The sequence below is a fragment of the Streptomyces sp. G-G2 genome, from assembly GCF_030063135.1.
GTDB lineage: Bacteria > Actinomycetota > Actinomycetes > Streptomycetales > Streptomycetaceae > Streptomyces.
Genome location: NZ_JASISO010000019.1, coordinates 50246 through 68913, shown reverse-complemented (window position 1 = coordinate 68913; position 18668 = coordinate 50246). Strand labels below are relative to the sequence as shown.

15 protein-coding genes are annotated in these 18668 nt (G+C 70.0%); 11 read left to right on the top strand and 4 right to left on the bottom strand.

The annotated features are described in order from the left end of the window. Positions 1-52: 52 nt before the first annotated feature. Complete coding sequence (locus QMF80_RS17060; RefSeq protein WP_283454115.1) at positions 53-2620, bottom strand: ABC transporter permease; 2568 nt, start codon at positions 2618-2620, stop codon at positions 53-55. Positions 2621-2626: 6 nt separating this feature from the next. Next, positions 2627-3403, bottom strand: coding sequence for an ABC transporter ATP-binding protein (locus QMF80_RS17055; protein WP_283454113.1), 777 nt, complete (start codon positions 3401-3403; stop codon positions 2627-2629). Between the two features lie 156 nt (positions 3404-3559). Here QMF80_RS17055 and QMF80_RS17050 point away from each other — a divergent pair, with 156 nt between their 5' ends. The 8 genes from QMF80_RS17050 to QMF80_RS17015 all read left to right on the top strand — a co-directional run bounded on the left by QMF80_RS17050 (position 3560) and on the right by QMF80_RS17015 (position 12163). Beyond that, positions 3560-3958 (top strand): BlaI/MecI/CopY family transcriptional regulator, encoded by a 399-nt coding sequence (locus QMF80_RS17050; protein ID WP_283454111.1) that lies wholly within the window; start codon positions 3560-3562, stop codon positions 3956-3958. Between the two features lie 9 nt (positions 3959-3967). Continuing rightward, complete coding sequence (locus QMF80_RS17045) at positions 3968-4921, top strand: M48 family metalloprotease (protein ID WP_283454109.1); 954 nt, start codon at positions 3968-3970, stop codon at positions 4919-4921. A 111-nt stretch (positions 4922-5032) separates the two neighbouring features. Continuing rightward, entirely contained in the window at positions 5033-6190 is a 1158-nt protein-coding gene (locus tag QMF80_RS17040) for an MFS transporter (protein WP_283454250.1), read from the top strand. A gap of 453 nt (positions 6191-6643) precedes the next feature. Continuing rightward, a complete protein-coding gene (locus QMF80_RS17035) occupies positions 6644-8365 on the top strand; it encodes a serine/threonine-protein kinase (RefSeq protein ID WP_283454248.1) in 1722 nt (573 codons plus the stop codon). A gap of 908 nt (positions 8366-9273) precedes the next feature. After that, entirely contained in the window at positions 9274-9477 is a 204-nt protein-coding gene (locus QMF80_RS17030; RefSeq protein WP_008734853.1) for a cold-shock protein, read from the top strand. Between the two features lie 320 nt (positions 9478-9797). Beyond that, a complete protein-coding gene (locus tag QMF80_RS17025; RefSeq protein ID WP_283454100.1) occupies positions 9798-11348 on the top strand; it encodes a DEAD/DEAH box helicase in 1551 nt (516 codons plus the stop codon). Between the two features lie 47 nt (positions 11349-11395). Continuing rightward, on the top strand, positions 11396-11800 hold the full coding sequence (locus QMF80_RS17020) for a CBS domain-containing protein (protein ID WP_283454097.1): 405 nt from the start codon (positions 11396-11398) through the stop codon (positions 11798-11800). Between the two features lie 48 nt (positions 11801-11848). Then, complete coding sequence (locus QMF80_RS17015) at positions 11849-12163, top strand: SCO5918 family protein (protein WP_283454095.1); 315 nt, start codon at positions 11849-11851, stop codon at positions 12161-12163. Between the two features lie 94 nt (positions 12164-12257). On the opposite strand, the gene QMF80_RS17010 is transcribed toward QMF80_RS17015, so the two are convergent. Further along, on the bottom strand, positions 12258-12662 hold the full coding sequence (locus tag QMF80_RS17010; protein WP_283454093.1) for an ATP-binding protein: 405 nt from the start codon (positions 12660-12662) through the stop codon (positions 12258-12260). An 839-nt stretch (positions 12663-13501) separates the two neighbouring features. On the opposite strand from QMF80_RS17010, the gene QMF80_RS17005 reads away from it, so the two are divergent. After that, positions 13502-13840 (top strand): MerR family transcriptional regulator, encoded by a 339-nt coding sequence (locus tag QMF80_RS17005; protein ID WP_283454091.1) that lies wholly within the window; start codon positions 13502-13504, stop codon positions 13838-13840. A 751-nt stretch (positions 13841-14591) separates the two neighbouring features. Next, positions 14592-15494, top strand: a complete 903-nt coding sequence (locus tag QMF80_RS17000; protein WP_283454089.1) for a helix-turn-helix domain-containing protein — start codon at positions 14592-14594, stop codon at positions 15492-15494. 371 nt (positions 15495-15865) lie between these two features. Here QMF80_RS17000 and QMF80_RS16995 read toward each other — a convergent pair whose 3' ends face one another. Continuing rightward, complete coding sequence (locus QMF80_RS16995; RefSeq protein WP_283454087.1) at positions 15866-17095, bottom strand: ice-binding family protein; 1230 nt, start codon at positions 17093-17095, stop codon at positions 15866-15868. 683 nt (positions 17096-17778) lie between these two features. Between QMF80_RS16995 and QMF80_RS16990 the strand changes: the two genes are divergently transcribed. Beyond that, entirely contained in the window at positions 17779-18582 is an 804-nt protein-coding gene (locus QMF80_RS16990; RefSeq protein WP_283454084.1) for an alpha/beta fold hydrolase, read from the top strand. Positions 18583-18668: the final 86 nt, after the last annotated feature.

Here is an 18668-nt window from a genome sequence, read left to right as displayed (position 1 = left end):
CCAGTCCGGCAATGCGCGTTCGACAGGTGCACCACCCCGCCGGCGCATTGCGCTATGCGGTGGCGATGGCGGTCAGGACCTTGGTGTGGGACGCCTTCATCGCAGGCAGGACGGCCGCGGCCAGGCCTGCCAGGGCGGATCCCGCCAGGACGGCGAGGATGGTCGTCCAGGGGATGCTGAGTGTGGTGATCCCGTACAGCGTGAGGACCTTCTGCCCGGCGATGCCCCAGGCGAGCCCGAGGCCGAGGCCGAGCAGGGCGCCGTGGAGGGCGATGAGTACGGATTCGAGTTGGATCATCCGGGCGATCTGGCGCCGTGAGGTGCCGACGGCGCGCAGCAGTCCGATCTCGCGGGTCCGTTCGATCACGGACAGGGCGAGCGTATTGATGACGCCGAGGACCGCGATGAGGATCGCGAGGGCGAGCAGGGCGTAGACGAGGTAGAGCACGGTGTCGACCTGGCCGGTGATCTGGTTCTTGTAGTCGGCCTGGCTCTGGACGGTCACCTGGGGGTAGCCGGCCATGGCCGTGTCGAGGGCGGTCTGGAGCTGCTTCTTGTCCGCGCCCGGTGCGCTGTTGACGTAGAGGGTGAAGTCCTGGGCCTCGGGTGCGTACGTGGTGAGGGTGTCGAGGGAGACCTCGAAGGTGCCGCCGTCCTTGCCGGCTCCGGCGGGGGGCTTGCTGATCGCCCCGACCGGGAGGGTTGCGATGTTGCCGTTCTGGAAGCGCAGTTCGACCGGGGAGCCGATCGTGAGGTGGTCGGCGGTGGCGGTGGTCTGGTCGACCATCAGCCTTCCGGCCGCGACGTCGGCGGTGGTGCCGGTGACGTACTGGGGTTTGACGGCCTGATCGACCGTGGCCGCGTCCACGCCGGCCACCACCACCTGGAACCCGCCCACATGGGCGAGGGCGTAGCGCTGGCGGGTGACGGCCTGGATACCGGGGAGCGTGCGGACCTTGTCGGCGATCTCGTGGCCGATGGGCTGCTGGCCGTTGCCGGTCAGGACATAGTCGGCGCCGAGGGTGCGGTCGACGTCGCGGCTGATGGAGGTGGTGAGGGAGGCGGCCAGGACGGCGACCGCGCCGACCAGGGACAGGCTGATCATCAGGGCGGCGGCGGTGGCGCCGGTGCGCCGCGGGTTGCGTACGGCGTTGAGGCGGCTGATGCGCCCGACCGCGCCGAACAGCCTCGGGTACGGGGCTCCGAGGCCGTGCACGACGAGGCGGGAGAGTGCCGGGCCGAGGACGACCAGGGCGATCAGCGAAGCCGCGATGCCGGTTCCCAGGAGGGCGGCGGCCGTGACGAGGGTGTCGTGGTGGGTGGCGGCCGCAGCCAGGGCGCCGAGGCCGGCCAGCAGCAGCGCGCCGCCGAGGGCGGTGCGGCGCCCGAGCGGTGTGACCGGGGGCGCGGCGGCTTCGCGCAGGGCTGCCATCGGGGAGATCCTGGCGGCGCGGCGGGCGGGCAGGTAGGCGGCGATCAGGGTGACGAGCACGCCTACGCCGTACGCGGCCGCCAGGGTCAGCGGGTTGATGACGAGGTGGGTGGCGGACAGGTCGACGCCGAAGTCGCCGATCAGTGTCTTCAGGGTGGCGGCCAGGCCGATGCCCGCGGCCAGGCCCAGGGTGGAGCCGGTGACGCCGAGCAACAGGGCCTCGGTCAGTACGGAGCGGGTGACCTGGCCCCGCCCGGCGCCCAGGGCCCGCAGGAGGCCGAGTTCGCGGGTGCGCTGGGCGACCAGCATGGAGAAGGTGTTGAGGATCAGGAAGATCCCGACCAGCACCGCGAGGCCGGCGAACCCGAGCAGGGCGTACGTGACGACGCCGAGGAAGGAGCTGATCTGCTGGGCGGCGGACTGGGCCTGCTCCTCCTGGGTGGCGATCGAGTACGTGTCTCCGAGCGCGTCGTGGATCCGTCGCTGGGCGGTGGTGTGGGAGGTGCCGGGGGCGACGTCCACGGTGACGGTGGTGAAGGCCCCGGGCTTGCCGAGCAGTTGCCGTTGGGCGGTGTCGGTGTCGACGTAGACCATCGTCACACCAGCCAAGGACGTTGGACGCTGTCCAGTGCTCAAGGCGGCGATGCCGACCACGGTGGCCGGGGTGGAGCCGACGGGGGTCAGGACGTGCAGGGGGTCGCCGAGGCGGATGCCCTTGTGCTGGGCGCTGGCCTGGTCGATGACCAGCTCGCCGGCCTGGGTGGGGGCGTGGCCCTGGGTGAGATGGACCTGGGGGTTGTCGTACCAGTTCTGGCCGAGGGTGGGGGCGCCGGTGGTGGGTCCGACCGGCTTGTTGTCCTTGTCGACCACGGTGAGGTTCTGCAGGCTGATCTGACCGTGTGCGGCCCGTACGCCGGGGACGGCGGCGACCTTGGCCACCACGTCCGCGGGAAGTGTGGGGGTCTCGCCGGACAGTGCGCGGTCCTCGACCTCCGGGATGAACGCCTGCTTCGGCTTGATCGTCACGTCCGCCGCGGTGGAGGCGGACAGGCTCGTGAAGGCGGCGTTGATGGTGTCGGAGAAGACGAGGGTGCCGGAGACGAAGGCCACGCCGAGCAGGACGGCGAGGGTGGAGAGGGCCATGCGGCCCTTGTGGGCGAGGAAGTTGCGCAGGCTTGCCTTGATCATGGTCGGTCAGCTCCTGCGTCCGGCGCCGTCGAACTGCCGCATCCGGTCGAGGATCGAGTCGGCGGTCGGCTGCGCCAGTTCGTCGACGATGCGGCCGTCGGCGAGGAAGACCACGCGGTCCGCGTGGGAGGCGGCGACCGCGTCGTGGGTGACCATCACGATGGTCTGGGCGAGGTCGTCGACGCTGCGGCGCAGGAAGGCCAGGACCTCGGCGCCGACCCGGGAGTCGAGGTTGCCGGTCGGCTCGTCGGCGAAGATGATCTCCGGGCGGCTCGCAAGCGCTCGCGCGCAGGCCACCCGCTGCTGCTGGCCGCCGGACAGCTCACCCGGCCGGTGCCCCAGCCGGTCGCGCAGCCCCACGGTGTCGATGACCTGGTCCAGCCATGCGGCGTCAGGCCGGCGGCCCGCGATGTCCATCGGCAAGGTGACGTTCTCCAGCGCGGTGAGCGTCGGGAGCAGGTTGAACGCCTGGAAGACGAAGCCGACCCGGTCGCGGCGCAGCCGGGTGAGGTGCTTGTCCGCCAGCCCGGTGATCTCGGTATCGCCGATCCAGATCTGCCCGCCGGTCGGGGTGTCCAGTCCGGCCAGGCAGTGCATGAGCGTCGACTTGCCCGAGCCGGACGGGCCCATGATCGCGGCGAACTCCCCGCGCTCCACCGATACCTGGACCGAGTCCAGTGCCACGACACGGGTCTCGCCGGTGCCGTACGCCTTGGTCAGGCCCTCGGCACGGGCCGCCGCGCTGGTGTGTTGCGGGGTGTGGGCCGCCGTTGCTGTGCTCACGCGACATCCTCCTGGGTTCGCCGCCTGACTGTGTTCGCTGTCTGAAGTGCCCGGACGCGGGTGGGCATGGCAGACTCTGGGCAGGCAGACAGCTTCTACATCCACGTAGAAGCTTCTACGCGAATGTAGAAGATAGCGCAGGAGGTGGCCAGGGCCATGGCCGCAGACGAAACCGCCCCAGACGAATCCGCAGCAGCCAAGGGCGGCCGGGCCAAGGGCGAGCTGGAGGCCGAGGTCCTCGGCGCGCTGCAGCACGCCGCCCCGCAGGCGCTGAGCCCGCGCGAGGTCAAGGACGTCCTCGGCGGCGGCCTCTCGTACAGCACCGTCGTCACCGCCCTGTCGCGTCTCTACGCCAAGGGCCTGCTGCGTCGCAGCCCGCGCGGGCGAGCGTTCGCATACGCCCCGGTCGCCGACGAATCCGGACTCGCCGCCCGCGAGATGCGCCAGGTGCTGGACCGTCGGCCGGACCGCGAGGCCGTACTGACCCGCTTCGTCGACGACCTCTCCAGCGACGACGAGGAACTGCTGCGCCGACTGCTGGACTCCGGGCAGTAGGCCGCCCCGATGCGCTACGCCGTCTACCTGCCACTCCTCTTCCCGCTGGTGGCCGCCCTGGCCGCCAGGCCGCTGGGCGAGCGGCTGCCCCCGCGCCTGGCCAGCTGGCTGCTGACCTTCGGCGCGGTGGTGCTGGCCGCCGCGAGCAGCCTGGTCCTGGGCATGCTCGCGATCACCGGGCTGATCCGCTTCCCCCTGCTCGCCCGGCTCGCCAACGGACGCTGGTCGGCACAGGTGGCCCAGGACCACGATCCTGCTTCCCTGTCGGTGGGCCTGCTGGCCGGTGCCCTGCTCGCGGCTGCTGTCGCCGCAGCGGCCTGGATGCTGTGCCGACGGGTCCGGACCCTGGCCGCAGCCGCCGCCGAAGCCGCGTGCATGCCAGGCCGGGACCAACTGGTCGTGGTCGAGGACGCGGCCGCCGAGGCGTACGCCATCCCGGGACGTCCAGGGCGCATCGTGGTCTCCACCGGGATGCTCGACGCCCTCGACCCCGCCGAACACGAAATCCTGCTCTCCCATGAACGCGCCCACCTGAGGCACCACCACCACCTGTTCGTGGCCTTCGCCCAGCTCGCCTCCGCAGCCAACCCGCTGCTCCGGCCCCTCGCCGCCACCATCACCTACACCGTCGAGCGATGGGCCGACGAGAGCGCGGCCACCGCCACCGGCGACCGGAGACGGGTCGCCCGTACCGTGGGCAAGGCGGCCCTTGCCGCCAGGCACACCCGTGCCCGCTCCCGGATTCCCCGCGCCGCCCTGGGCATCCTCGGCCTCGGCCAGGCCGGGCCGGGCCCCGTACCCAGGCGGGTCGCGGCCCTCATGGCCCCTCCCCCGCACAACCGCGTTCTCCCCCTCGCCCTGACCGCCGGCCTGCTGCTGGCGACCGGACTGTGCGCCGCCGAAGCCGCACACGACCTGGAGGCCCTCCTGGAGATGGCCAAGCACGCAGCGTCACGCGGCTGATCCATGGCGCCCGCGCCCGCGCGCGGAGCAGGTCTTCCGCGCACCGCCCAAGAACACGCAGGAGAGCCGATGACCGAAAACGCGGCCGCCCACCCCGCGCCGGCGCGGCAGATGTGGCCGCTGTACGCCGCCGCCTTCACCACCGCCTTCGGCGCCCACGGCATCGCCGCCAACCTCGGCGGATTCTCCGAGGACGCGGTGACCTCGCTGATGGTGCTGGGCGGGCTGCTCGCGCTCTACGACGGGGCCGAGGTGCTGCTCAAGCCGGTGTTCGGCGCCCTCGCGGACCGCATCGGCGCCCGCCCGGTGCTGCTCGGCGGACTGGTCGCCTTCGCCGCGGCGTCCGCCGTGTACGCCCTCGCCGACAGCCCCGGCTGGCTGTGGGCGGCCCGCCTCGGCCAGGGCGCCGGCGCCTCCGCCTTCTCCCCCTCGGCCTCCGCTCTGGTCGCCCGCCTCAACCCGGCCGCCAAGCACGGGCGGGCATTCGGCAGCTACGGCTTCTACAAGTCCATCGGCTGCACCCTGGGCCCGCTGCTCGGCGGAGTCCTGGTCTGGGCGGGCGGCCTGCGCCTGCTGTTCACCGTCATGGCCGTACTCGCCGCCGCGGTCGCTGTATGGGCGGCACTCGCCGTACCGCACGTATCTCCGCTGCCGCGCACCCGGCAGACCGTGGCGGACTTGGCGCGTCGACTGACCGACGCCGCGTTCCTCCGGCCGACCGCGGCCCTCGCGGGCGCGACCGCGGCCCTCTCCGTCGGCGTCGGCTTCCTGCCCGTCTCCGGGCGGGCAGCCGGACTCGGCACGGTGGCCACCGGCGCGGCCGTCTCGGTACTGGCCCTGTGCGCGGCCATCGTCCAGCCCAAAGCCGGACACGCCCTGGACACCGGCCGCATCACCGCACCCACCGGCATCACCATCGGCCTGCTGACCACCGCCGCCGGGCTCGCCTGCGCCATGCTGCCCGGTCTCGCCGGCGTCCTGACGGCCGCCGCACTCATCGGCGCCGGCACCGGCCTGATCACTCCCCTGGGCTTCGCCATCCTGGCCTCCTCCTCCCCGCAAGAACGCCTTGGCCAGACCATGGGAGCCGCCGAACTCGGGCGCGAACTCGGCGATGCGGGTGGCCCGCTACTCGTCGCCGCCATCGCCACCTTGACCACCCTCATCTACGGCTACGCGGCCCTCGCCGTCCTCCTGGCCATCGGCCCAGCCCTCGCCCTCGCCGCACACCGCCGCACACCCCCTGCACACACGGGATCCGCCACCTGAACGGTCATCGCTTGCGTCCACGGCATCCGGTCACGGACATCACAGAGAGCGCCGTGCGGGACGAGTGCAAGCCCAGGGAGTCGGCGGCGCCACAGGCCGGTCGGACAGAGGCCATCCCGACCCCCGGACTACCGGCCTTGAGACCGGCATTCTTGCAGGTCAACAGGGTTGGGCTCCAGGTGCGCACCACTGACCCCGGCCCGCGATACGCACGCCTATCGCAAGATCGCTCGCCGGGTCGTCCACGGCAGCGGCTTCACGCCGGGCGTGCCGGCCCGCCCACCAGATCCCGTCGCCGTGCCTGCGGGCCGACGGGGAGGGCGGACAGCTGGACGGCCCGACACCCCATCCAACCGGCGGAGTTGGCACGTCAGATCATTTGACCGTCAAACCAACTGTGCTCCCGGTACGGTCTTGTTCTGTCAGGGAGACCGGCTAGGGGGCGTGCTCGGCATGGAGCCATTGGCGGCGGATGATCCTGAGAGAATCGGTGAATACCGGCTACTGCGTCGGCTCGGCGCGGGCGGGATGGGGCGGGTCTACCTCGGGCGGACAGCCGGTGGCCGGACGGTCGCCGTCAAGGTGGTGCACAGCGAGTTCGCCGCCGACGCCGAGTTCCGGGCCCGATTCCGTCAGGAAGTTGCGGCAGCCCGCCTGGTGGGCGGTCAGTGGACGGCCCCGGTTCTGGACGCCGACACTGAGAGTGAGCACCCCTGGGTGGCCACCGGCTACGTCGCCGGTCCCACACTCGGCGCGGCTGTAGGGGAGTTCGGGCCGCTGTCGGCCCAGTCCGTCCGCACTCTCGGTGCCGGGCTCGTCGAAGCTCTGGGGGCGGTGCACGGCCTGGGGCTGGTGCACCGGGATGTCAAGCCATCGAATGTGCTGCTGGCTCTGGACGGTCCGCGTCTGATCGACTTCGGCATCACCCGGGCGCTGGATGCGGCCACCACGCTTACTCAGACCGGCTTCGTGGTCGGATCGCCCGGCTACATGTCGCCCGAGCAGGCGCAGGGGAGGCCGGCCGGGCCGCCCAGCGACGTCTTCTCACTGGGCGCGGTCCTGGCCTTTGCCGCGACCGGCATCTCTCCGTTCGGGGATGCCACGAGTGCGGCGGTGCTGTTGTACCGCGTGCTCCACGAGGAGCCGGAGCTCGGCGGTCTCGACGGAGACCTGCGCGACCTCGTACTCGACTGCTTGGCCAAGGAGCCCGGTGACCGGCCGACGCCGGCTCAGTTGCGGAAGCGGCTTGAGAGCGGCGGGGCCGGTACCCTGCGGCTCGGCCAGGGCGGATGGCTGCCGGCTGCGATATCCGGCTCGTTGGCACAGCTGGCCGTTGAGCTGCTGGACCTCGATACGGGCGTGGGCGCAAGCGGTGTCGGCGCGCCGACAGGCGCAGAACCACGACCGCTGTCAGACGGCAGCGTGCCGTCCACCAGGTGGGGGCCGGCGCCGTCTGAGCCGTTGCCCCGGCATCAGCCGGCAACTCAGGTAGGAGCCTCGGCCCCGCCGCAGACACCACCGATGCCTCAGGCGTCACCACAGGCGCAACCGTCGACCCCGCGGACTGGTCCGAGCATGCCGCCGTATCCCCAGCAGGGGCCTTGGGCGCAGGGAACACCGCCCCGCCGAGGCCGGAATGGTGTGATGGTGGCAAGTGTTGCCGCAGTGTCAGTGGCAGCCACCGCCGCGCTGACGCTGTGGCTTTCGCACGGCTCGCAGGCCCACGAGGACGGGAATTCGCAGGGAACGGGCGCGGCACCGGCCCAGCCATCTGCGGACTCGAACTCCCCCGGCAAGCCGCAAGGACAAACCGCCCCAAAGTCCGCGCAGCTGCCCGTCGGCGTCCCGGCTGCCTTCCTCGGGATCTGGCAGGGCGCCGTGGGCGGTACGACGTCTGCAGTGACCGTTACGTACCGCATCGAGCTGACGCAGGGCAACACGGGCGAGACGATCGGGCATTCCACGAGTACCAGCGCCGTCCTCGGCGTCCAGTGCGCAGGCGCAGACATCCTGGTCTCTGCGTCAGCCAAATCAATCACGGTCACCGAGTCGTCGGTCAGTACCGATGCCCTGTGCAGCGGCCAGCCCGTACAAGTGACCCTCAGGCTGAACACCAGCGGCAGCCTGCAGGCGACCGCGCCGGGACTGAGCGGCGAGCTCACCAAGCAAGGCTGACGGGCGGAAAAAGGTCGGCGATCAGCGCGCAGCACTCTGGGCGGCGCGTGCCATTACGTGCCAGTCAGCGCGGTAAACAGCGGCCAACAGGGGACCGTCCGGAGCCCCCGACAGTATCCCCGGAAGGCGCGTTTTCGCAGGTTAGCAGCCCATAAGGGCCCAAGCCCCGGGTGATTCCCAAGCTTATAGCGCGGGTTCGATTCCCGTCATCCGCTCTTGTAAGAAGGCCCAGGTCAGCGACCTGGGCCTTCTCCGTTGCTGAGACCTCTCGGCCCTCGCCGTGCCCTCCGCGTGCCCCAACTCGCCTGAATGTCCTGGCCAGAAGGATCTTCACGGGCCGCTTGCGCCACAGGAGCGCGATGCCGTCTCGCACCACGAGCGGTAATTCGCGTGACCCGCCACGCAGGCCCCTTCGGATCTACCCGTTCGCACCCTGCAAGCCGGACGATCACCCACCCCACCGCACTGCCCAGTTCGCGCGGGCGCGCGGCGCCTCGCCGAGCCCGCTCCGGACGCCCCGACCGCCTCCACAACAGCGACGTCCCGTTCGTTGCCTTGCGGGATCCCGCCACCGCATGCCGGAGCCGGCGGCGAGCACGTAAAAAACGCTGCGCTCGGGGTGAATTAATATCTGTCACCGCGGCCTAAGAATTTAATGGATCCAGTGGGGAGAGTTTCTACCGCAACGCAGCCAACGGAAATATTCAGTGCACACAAGCCACTGCAGCGTGCTACTGTCGATCTCGGTTGCAGTTTTGGTACCCAAGAACTTCAAGCGCCTTCAGCCGGAATTCGTTCCTCTGGAAGCGCTTTGTATTTCCCGGTCATTTACCGGGCGGGGCATCATCGCGGCGACACGGCGTCCGCAGAGTGTAGACGCCGATGTATTGCCCCAAAGGAGATATGACATGGCTGCTGGTACCGTGAAGTGGTTCAACGCGGAAAAGGGTTTCGGCTTCATCGAGCAGGACGGTGGCGGCGCTGACGTGTTCGCCCACTACTCGAACATCGCCGCCCAGGGCTTCCGCGAGCTGAACGAGGGCCAGAAGGTCACCTTCGACATCGCGCAGGGCCAGAAGGGCCCGACGGCCGAGAACATCGTTCCCGCCTAAGCGCTGACACGCATTCTGCAGCTGGGGCCCGCATCCCTCGGGGTGCGGGCCCCAGCTGCACGCATTTCCCGCGGTGCGTTCACCCGCGGTAGTGAGCATTGAGACACTCGGCCGACCGGCCCCCTCGGGGCTGCACCCGAGTCAATTGCTTTGGTTGTCGCGTCCACGTGACGCCACCTTATTCCAGCGCCTGAGCCCGTACAGATTCTCTGTCCGCCAGATCCGCTTTCGCATTCCATTCGGCCCGTTCTCGCAATTCCCTGCGCCGCTCCTACGCTGCGGGAATTCCTTGATACGTGCCGTATCAAGGAAGGTTCCGCATGAACCCCACACGTACGAACGACCGCTCCTCCCGCACCCGCAGCCGCACCGGCGGCCCCGCTTTCGGTACCGGCGCTGCTTCGGGCCGGGGCAGCCGCTTCGGCTCGTCGGCCGAGAGCCGTTCCGGAGCCCCGAGCCGTTCCGGAGCCCCGAGCCGTTCCGGTGGCCCGAGCCGCTCGGGCGGATACGGCCGCCGGCCCGCCGCGATCCAGGGCGAGTTCGCACCGCCGAAGACGATCACCCCCGCGCTGCCCGCCGTCGAGGCCTTCGCCGACCTCGCCATGCCGGCCCAGCTGCTCGCCACGCTCACCCGAGAGGGGATGGCCACGCCATTCCCGATCCAGGCCGCCACGCTCCCCAACACCCTCGCGGGCCGCGACGTCCTCGGCCGTGGCCGCACCGGCTCCGGCAAGACCCTCGCCTTCGGCCTCGCCCTGCTGGCCCGCACCGCCGGCCAGAGCGCCGAGTCGGGCCAGCCGCTCGCGCTGGTCCTCGTACCGACGCGTGAGCTCGCCCAGCAGGTCACCGCCGCCCTCACCCCCTACGCCCGGGCGGTCAAGCTGCGCCTGGCCACCGTGGTCGGCGGCATGCCGATCTACCGCCAGGCCGCTGCACTGCGCGCCGGGGCCGAAGTGGTCGTCGCCACGCCCGGCCGCCTCAAGGACCTCATCGACCGCGGTGACTGCCGGTTGAACCAGGTCGCGATCACGGTCCTCGACGAGGCCGACCAGATGGCCGACATGGGCTTCATGCCGCAGGTCACCGCCCTGCTCGACCAGGTACGTCCCGAGGGCCAGCGGATGCTGTTCTCCGCCACCCTGGACCGCAACGTCGACCTGCTGGTCCGCCGCTACCTCACCGACCCGGTCGTCCACTCCGTCGACCCCTCGGCCGGCGCCGTCACCACGATGGAACACCACGTCCTGCACGTCCACGGCGCCGACAAGCAGCGGACGACCACGGAGATCGCCGCCCGCGAAGGCCGCGTGATCATGTTCCTCGACACCAAGCACGCCGTCGACCGCCTCACCCAGGACCTCCTCGACAACGGGGTCCGCGCCGCGGCCCTGCACGGCGGGAAGTCCCAGCCGCAGCGCACCCGGACCCTGGCCCAGTTCAAGACCGGGCACGTCACCGTCCTGGTCGCCACCAACGTCGCGGCCCGCGGCATCCACGTCGACAACCTGGACCTCGTCGTGAACGTCGACCCGCCGACCGACCCCAAGGACTACCTGCACCGCGGCGGCCGCACCGCCCGCGCCGGCGAGTCCGGCAGCGTCGTCACCCTCGTCACCCCCAACCAGCGCCGCGAGATGGCCCGCCTGATGACGGCCGCGGGCATCACGCCGCAGACCACCCAGGTCCGCTCGGGCGACGAGGCCCTGAACCGCATCACCGGCGCCCAGGCACCCTCCGGCATCCCGGTCACCATCACCGCACCGGTGTCCGAGCGGCCCAAGCGCAGCACGGCCTCCCGCGGCCGGCGCGGGCCCGCCTCGGCCGTCCGGCGCGCGAGCGCGCGGCAGTCCGCCTTCGATGCGGCGGCCTGAGAAGCCAGGTGATCAGGGCACTGACCCATCTCTGCAGGAGGCACCTTTTGACGCTGGTTCAGATGCAGCCCCGCTCCGCGCGTGCCGACCTCACGCACCGGACGGTGGACGACGCCATGAAGGCGGCCGGTCCGCAGGTCTGCGACGACATGACCGTCGAGGTGGCCCTGGCCGTCACGGCGAGTTCCCGCACGGACCATCTGCTCGTCTGCGACCAGGACGGCCTCTGCACCGGGCTGATCACCCGGGAGCGGCTCAGCGCCATCCGCGACAGCGCCGCGTACACCGACCGGCTCCGTCTGCGCGATGTCCTCGGCGACCGCGGGCCGTTCACCTCGCCCATGACCACGATGGCCGAGGCCGAGCACGCGATGCGCTACCGCAAGCTCGCCGCCCTGCCCGTCGTCGATGAACAAGGCAGCGCTCTGGGCATCCTCGCCCTCGCCCGCTGAACCACCTCACCGTGGCCGGACCGTCCCCTCTTCTCTCTGTGAGGCAACATGCGCTGTGTCATCGCCCGATTCCCGTTCGACCTGACCAAGACGGGCGTCCTGGAGTCCATGAAGGGCATCAAGCCCGAGCAGGTCATCGGCGAGTCCGTGATCATCGGCCGCCGCACCTACCCCCTCAAGCAGGTCGGCCAGGTCATCACCCGCCAGGACCGCCGCGACTTCAGCGCCGGCGAAGTCCTCCGCGCCATGACCCAGCTCGGCTTCACCTGCCGCGGAACCCTTCCCCGAACCGCCGTGGCCACACGCGTACTCAGTCCCCTCCAGCGGGCCTCGACCATGCTCGGCACCCCCGTGACCGCCTGACCGGTGGGCGCCCGGCGCGCGCCGCCACCCGAACAGCGAAGAGGGCCCGACCGGCACGCCGGTCGGGCCCCTCCGCGTACCCCGCGGGCCGAGGCTATTGGCGGGTCCGGCGGGGGAGGAGTGCGCGTACGGTCTTTCCGCCTTCGGGCGTGGGCGTGACGACGGTGGCGTGGGCGAGGTCGTTGACCATGTGCCAGCCGAACCCGCCGGTACCGTCGACGAGGTCGGGCGTACGCATGAACGGCGGGTGGGGACTGGAGTCCTCGACGCGAACCTCAACGGTGTCGGGGTGCGCGGCCAGGCGAAGCGCGTAAGCGCCGCCGCCGTGACGCAGGGCGTTGGTGACGAGCTCGGAGACGACCAGGATCACGGTGTCGGCGCATTCCGGATCGATGGTCGGCTGCCCGAGGGCTCCGAGGAAGGACCGGGTGGCCTGGCGCGCCTCGGCGACGGCGGCCAGAGGACGAAGGACTGTGCGCTCGGCGCTCATGGTGGTCATCGCGCGCTCCTGGTCTGTTGTTGGTGTCCGGCCTCGCCTGCCCGGTCGTTGTGCCCTGGCCGATAGCTGTTCAACCCGACAGGATGCGATTACCTCAGAGACACGCACTCAAAAATCTATCTTGTCTGGAGTAGACATTGGGCGGTGGCGTGGCTATGGTTTCTCTCGTAGCCAGAGAGACAGCAGGGCCTGGCAGAGACGAACTGCCGGGCAGCAGTACACGCATTCCCCGTAGTTGCAGTGCGCAGGACGGTGCGGTGGTGGAGTTTCGAAGCCAGGGCGGTTGCAGGACGGCGACGGGACTGACGACCGGACCGGGTGGCCCGCGGTGATCAGGGGCCACCACGAGCAGTAACCAGCAGCGGAGTCAGTGAGCAGCACCTTGGTGAAGGCGTCGGCTGCGGGCGCGCGCACCGGGAAGTTCGGCAGTGGGGTTCCAAGCCAGAGCAGACGCACGATGGGCGACGGGGCTGGCTGCCGAAGCGGCGCTAGGTCAGGCCGCGAGCACGACAAGCGGTGCGCAGTAGAACAGTGAGCATCACCAGCATTACGCAGTCCCCCGCTTGGTAAGTAATTGATCACCGAGGGAAGAACGGAGGAGCTTAGCGCCATCAGGATCGCCCGGGTCGGCAGGTAGAAGCCCGGGTACCGCAGGACATCGTTAGTGAGGTGGTCTCCGGTCAAGCAACCGCGATCCCCGCACCCCGATCACGTATGACCCGGGTCTGCGGACACAGAAGGCCGGCGCAGTATCAGGGCCGGCGGATGGTGTAGTAGTTCCTTCGGGGCCCTGGTGCCATAGGCACCAGGGCCCCTCCCGCGTTCCAGAAAGAGGTGCGATGACAGCGGATGATTCGTTCGGCCGTCTCGACGACGACGACTACCCCGCCTACACCATGGGCCGGGCCGCAGCCATGCTCGGAACCACCCAGGGCTTCCTCCGCGCCCTGGGCGAGGCCCGCCTCATCACCCCGCTCCGCTCCGACGGCGGGCACCGCCGCTACTCCCGCTACCAACTGCGCATCGCCGCCCGCGCCCGCGAACTCGTCGACCAGGGCACCCCCATCGAGGCCGCCTGCCGCATCGTCATCCTCGAAGACCAGCTCGAAGAAGCCCAGCGCATCAACACCGAATACCGCCGCACCGCCGAATCATCCGCTCCATCGGCCTCGGCCTGAGGTGATCGCGTCCGTCGGCATCGGCGGGCTCTCGATCTTGAAGCCTTCCCGAGGTGACGGGGGTGGGCAGGCGCCTGGCCTCTTCGGCCTCTCCTCATGCCGCCACCCTTCGGCACCGCAAGCCGGACCCGAATGCCCCCGCGGCTCCCGCCACACCGGCCCAGTGGACAACGTTCGCACCACTGCGGCCTCGTCGTCCTTCTCGCCGCAACTTGGACTCCGGACGGAGTGGTACTCGGGCGCCGAGGCTTCTGCGAGGTCCCTGGCGCGCACGCCCGGAATCCTCCGCGGACTCGGTTGCGCAGCGGGCACCGGGGCATGTGGCTGGGCAGACGCGAACGGGTGGTGCACCGAGGCACCATGCCCGGTCGCCGACGACGAGGACGAGGAGCTGTGAGCGGAGTGTGGATGTACGCGCAGGACAGCGGTCATACGTCCAGGAAATCCCTCACACATTCGACTCTCATATCCTCCGCCATTGCCTCACTGGGCACTTGAAGACCCCGACCGGGAAACCGGCCGGGCCTTCCGCGTTTCTGGTTGCAATGACCGATCCACGCCCTACGCTGCCTCGGGCCGGCGACACCGGATGGACGTGCCGACCTCCCGCGGCGGACAGCCCAGGGCGGCAGCTGCCGTCGCCCCGCTCCGAGATCACCCTGCACGACACGGGGCCAAGGCGGATCCAGCTGCTCGGGCCGTGGCAATCTGCTCGCCAGCGCAAGGTTCTTGAAGTGGAGGTACGCGCCCCGTGGGTGTCACCGTCAATCCCGCCATCAGCAGGCGCCGACTGGGGGCGGAGCTGCGTCGGCTCCGGGAGGTCAGCGGTATGACGACGCAGCAAGTGGCGGCACGCCTGCTGATCTCCCAGCCCAAGATCAGTCTGCTGGAGAACGGCCGCCGCCTCATCAAGCCGCGCGACGTACGAGATCTCTGCGAGCTGTACGGAGTCCGGGATCAGCGACGCGTTGACGATCTGATGCAGATGGCCAGGGAATCGGGTCAGCCGGGCTGGTGGAACGCCTACGGCGACATCCCGCGCGGCGCCTACATCGGCCTGGAGGCCGAAGCGGCCGCGATCCGGTTCTACGAGCCCCTGGTGGTCCCCGACCTGCTGCAGACCCCCGCCTATGCGCAGGCGATCATCGCAGGAACGATCCCTCACGCCACTGCCGAGCAGGCCGCCACCCGCCTCCAGGTGCGGATGCGGCGCCAGGACCGGCTGCGCGCCCCGGGGAACCCGCTGCGCATGTGGGCCGTGCTGGACGAATCGGCGCTGTGGCGCGTGGTGGGCAGCCGCGGGGTCATGCGCGAGCAGCTGGACCATCTGAGCCACCTCAGCGCCCAGCCGCACATCACCGTGCAGGTTCTCCCTCACGATGCGGGTGCGCATCCGGGCATCTCGGGGCAGTTCTCGCTGCTCGAGTTCGCCGACACCACCGACGTGAGCGTGGTGTATCTGGAGAGGTTCACCAGCGACCTCTATCTGGAGAAACGATCCGCCGTGGGACGCTACAGCGACATGTATGCGCGCTTGCGGGCCCAGGCGCTGAGCCCGGACGGTACCCGGCATTTCATCAAGGAAGCCATCAGGGTGTACGCCGACCCAGAATCGTGGCCAGATGCTCGCACGCTGTCCCTGCCGAGCCCGTGAGCGCCACTGAGCCCCCGGACGATGTGTCCAGGGGGTCAGCTGCCGAGCGGCGGACCGGACTGCCTATGGGGCTGATCGAGCGTCAGCCCTTGTCTGCGAAGGGCTAGTCCTGTCGGGTTGCCGCACCGTGCGTGCCGGATCCGCCTCATGGCGAAGAAGGCCGAGTTCGCGACTCATGCCAGCGCGGCTGCAGTGGCGGCCATGATGCTGACCTCGCTGCTCGAGTCGGTCGCGGCGAGGGCCGGCGTCGTTTTCTTCGACTGCAGGCCGGTGGCGGCGCCTACGGGGGTGAAGTTGACGTTCTTGTCGGTGTGCCCGGGACCGACGTGGCCCAGAGCATCGTCGAAGCCGCCTGGCAGGAAGTCGGGCCCCTAGAGTTCGCCCTGGTCGGAGCCGTCGTCGCCGTGGTCGGGCTTGCCGTGATCGTGACCGTGACCGGGCTTGCCGTGGTCATGGTCGTGGTCATGCTCGCCCTCGTCGCCCTCGTCGCCCTCGTCTCCCTCGTCGTCGTGACCGTGGTCGTGACCGTGACCGTGATCGCCCGAGTCGCCCTTTTCACCCTTGTCGCCGCGAGGCCCCTTGGGTCCGGCAGGTCCGGCAGGTCCGGCAGGTCCAGCGGGTCCGGCGGGTCCAGCGGGTCCGGGGGAGCCGACGGGTCCGGGGGAACCGACGGGGCCGGGAGCGCCGACAGGTCCGGGAGCGCCGACAGGTCCGGGGGAACCGACGGGGCCGGGAGCACCGGCAGGTCCGGGAGCGCCGGTCGGGCCAGGGGAGCCGACGGGTCCGGGGGAACCGGCAGGGCCGGGAGCACCGGCAGGGCCGGGGGAGCCCGCAGGGCCGGGGGAGCCGGTCGGGCCAGGGGCACCGGGGCTGCCGTCAGCGCCGGGAGCGCCGGTCGGGCCAGGGGCACCCGTCGGGCCAGGCGAGCCGGTCGGGCCGGTCGGGCCGGTCGGGCCAGGCGAGCCCGTCGGTCCGGGGGGCCCGGGCGGGCCAACGGCGCAGGCCGCCCTCGTGATGGTGTTGGTGTCCAGCGTGACCGCGCCATTGCGCGCCAGGGCGCGGCCTTCGATCACGGCGCCGGTGTTCAGCGTGATGGACGTCAGGGCCAGGATGTTGCCCTTGAACTGGGAGGTCGTGTCGATGGTGGCGGAGCTGCCCACCTGCCAGAACACGTTGCAGGCATTTGCCCCGTTGATGAAAGCCACGACACTCGCCGGAGCCGTGATCAGGGTCGAGGGGATCTGGAAGATGAAGACGGCATTGGGGTTGTTCTGGCCGTCGAGAGTGACTGTTCCGGTGATGTTCAGAGTCGACGAGGCCGTGTACACGCCGGGCGCCAGCGTTTGCCCGCCGATATCGGCCGAAGTGGCGGTGCCGGGTCCCCGGCTTGCCGCGTCGTTGTAGGCGACGACGAGGTCGGACTTCGCCTGAGCGGCGGCGGCGTCGGTGACGTGCTGCGTTCCGTTGACGATGCCGGGCGGGAAGCCGGTTACCGATGCGCCCGGATGGAGCCCCAGATCTCCGTTGATGATGGTGGGGCCCGTGTTGGTGACCGTCGAACCGGCCAGGACCGCGTAATTGGTGGCGGTCCCCAGTCCCACGGGGGCTTCCAGTGCGTAAGCGAGGTTCGGGACGAGGTTTGTCGCCGCCAGGATCGCTGCGGGGAGCAGGACAAGGGCTCCCCGTTTGAACAGATTGCGTCGAGGTCTTTTGTCGGGTGGACCCGACCGGATGCCAGCCAATGCCACAGCAGGACCTTTCTCGTTGCTTCGGGCCTCAGTCCTCCCGGAGGAGGTTCCCGAGCGCCCGCGACGATGACTACGCGGGGCCGCAAGCCCCTACCTGCGCCGATGCGCAGACTCCCTCTGAGCGGGGACTTCGAGAGCGGCTCCCTGCCCGACGTAGTGATACGCCGTCATGCGAGGGCAGTCACGCATATTTCACAGCAATGAGTCACAAATAAGAAAAAATGGTCTATGTGAGTGACGTAACGTCAGGAAGCCGCAGTGCCGCCGACCCGCCCGAATCCGTCGTGTCGTCGGTCAGCCCGACATTCTTGGGCGTTCACCTGCGTTCATCCGGGCGCTCGGGTCGGAAGCCTCGTAGGCGAACCAGCCCACCTGCGCCACGTCGGGCATCGAGGTTGTTGCCTGCTGCGACCTTCCTGATCCGTACGACGTGGAGCTGGACGAACTGATCTGGCCTGGTCTCCCCGTACGCCGTTGGGGCGAAGTCTCAAGTCGACGGGATTCCGGGCCCGGCCCGGAGGGAAGAGCCCAACGTTGTGACAGACCAAGTAGCAGGACAGGTAATTCCGTACGAGGTACAAGGCAGCGGGCCCGAACGGGTCCTCGCACTTCACCACTGGCTCGGTGACAGGTCGAGTTACGGTCATCTGCGGCAGCACCTGGACGGGGGCGCGTTCAGTTACGCGTTCGTGGACTGCCGTGGGTACGGCGAGGCTATGGACACCCCCGGCACTTACACGATGGAGGAGGTCGCGGCGGACGCCCTCGCCGTGGCCGACGACCTCGGCTGGGACACCTTCTCGGTCATCGGTCACTCCATGGGCGGCAAGGCGGCCCAGCGGATGTTGCTGGACGCCCCCTCGCGGATCCGCTCGATCATCGGCATCTCGCCGGTACCCGCATCCGGGTTCCCGCTCGAAGGGGAGATGTGGGAGCTGTTCGCCGGGGCGGTGGAGAAGTCCGGCAACCGCAGGACGATCTTCGACGTCACCACCGGCGGTCGGCACGACGATGCGTGGCTGGACGCCAGAGTGAGCGGCTCGGAACGCTCTTCGCGGGCGGCCCTGCGCTCGTACCTCGAATCCTGGACGCGCGGCCCCGACATCCACGAGCTGGTCAAGGGCAACACGACGCCAGTGCTTGTCGTGGCCGGTGCCAACGACCCGGCGATGGGCCCCGACACCATGCGGTCCACCTGGCTGCAGTGGTATCCGAACGCCGAGCTCCAGGTCTTCGACGACGCCGGTCACTTCGCCCCGGACGAACGTCCGGAGGCCCTGGCGACGGTGGTCGAAAGGTTCCTCGGCCGCCAGGCAGGTCAAGCCGGCCAAGCACTCTGAGCGGCGCCTACCCCCCTACGTGCCAGTCAGGTACGTGCCAGTCAGGGCGGTGAACAGCGGTCGGCAGAGGACGGTCCGGAACCCTC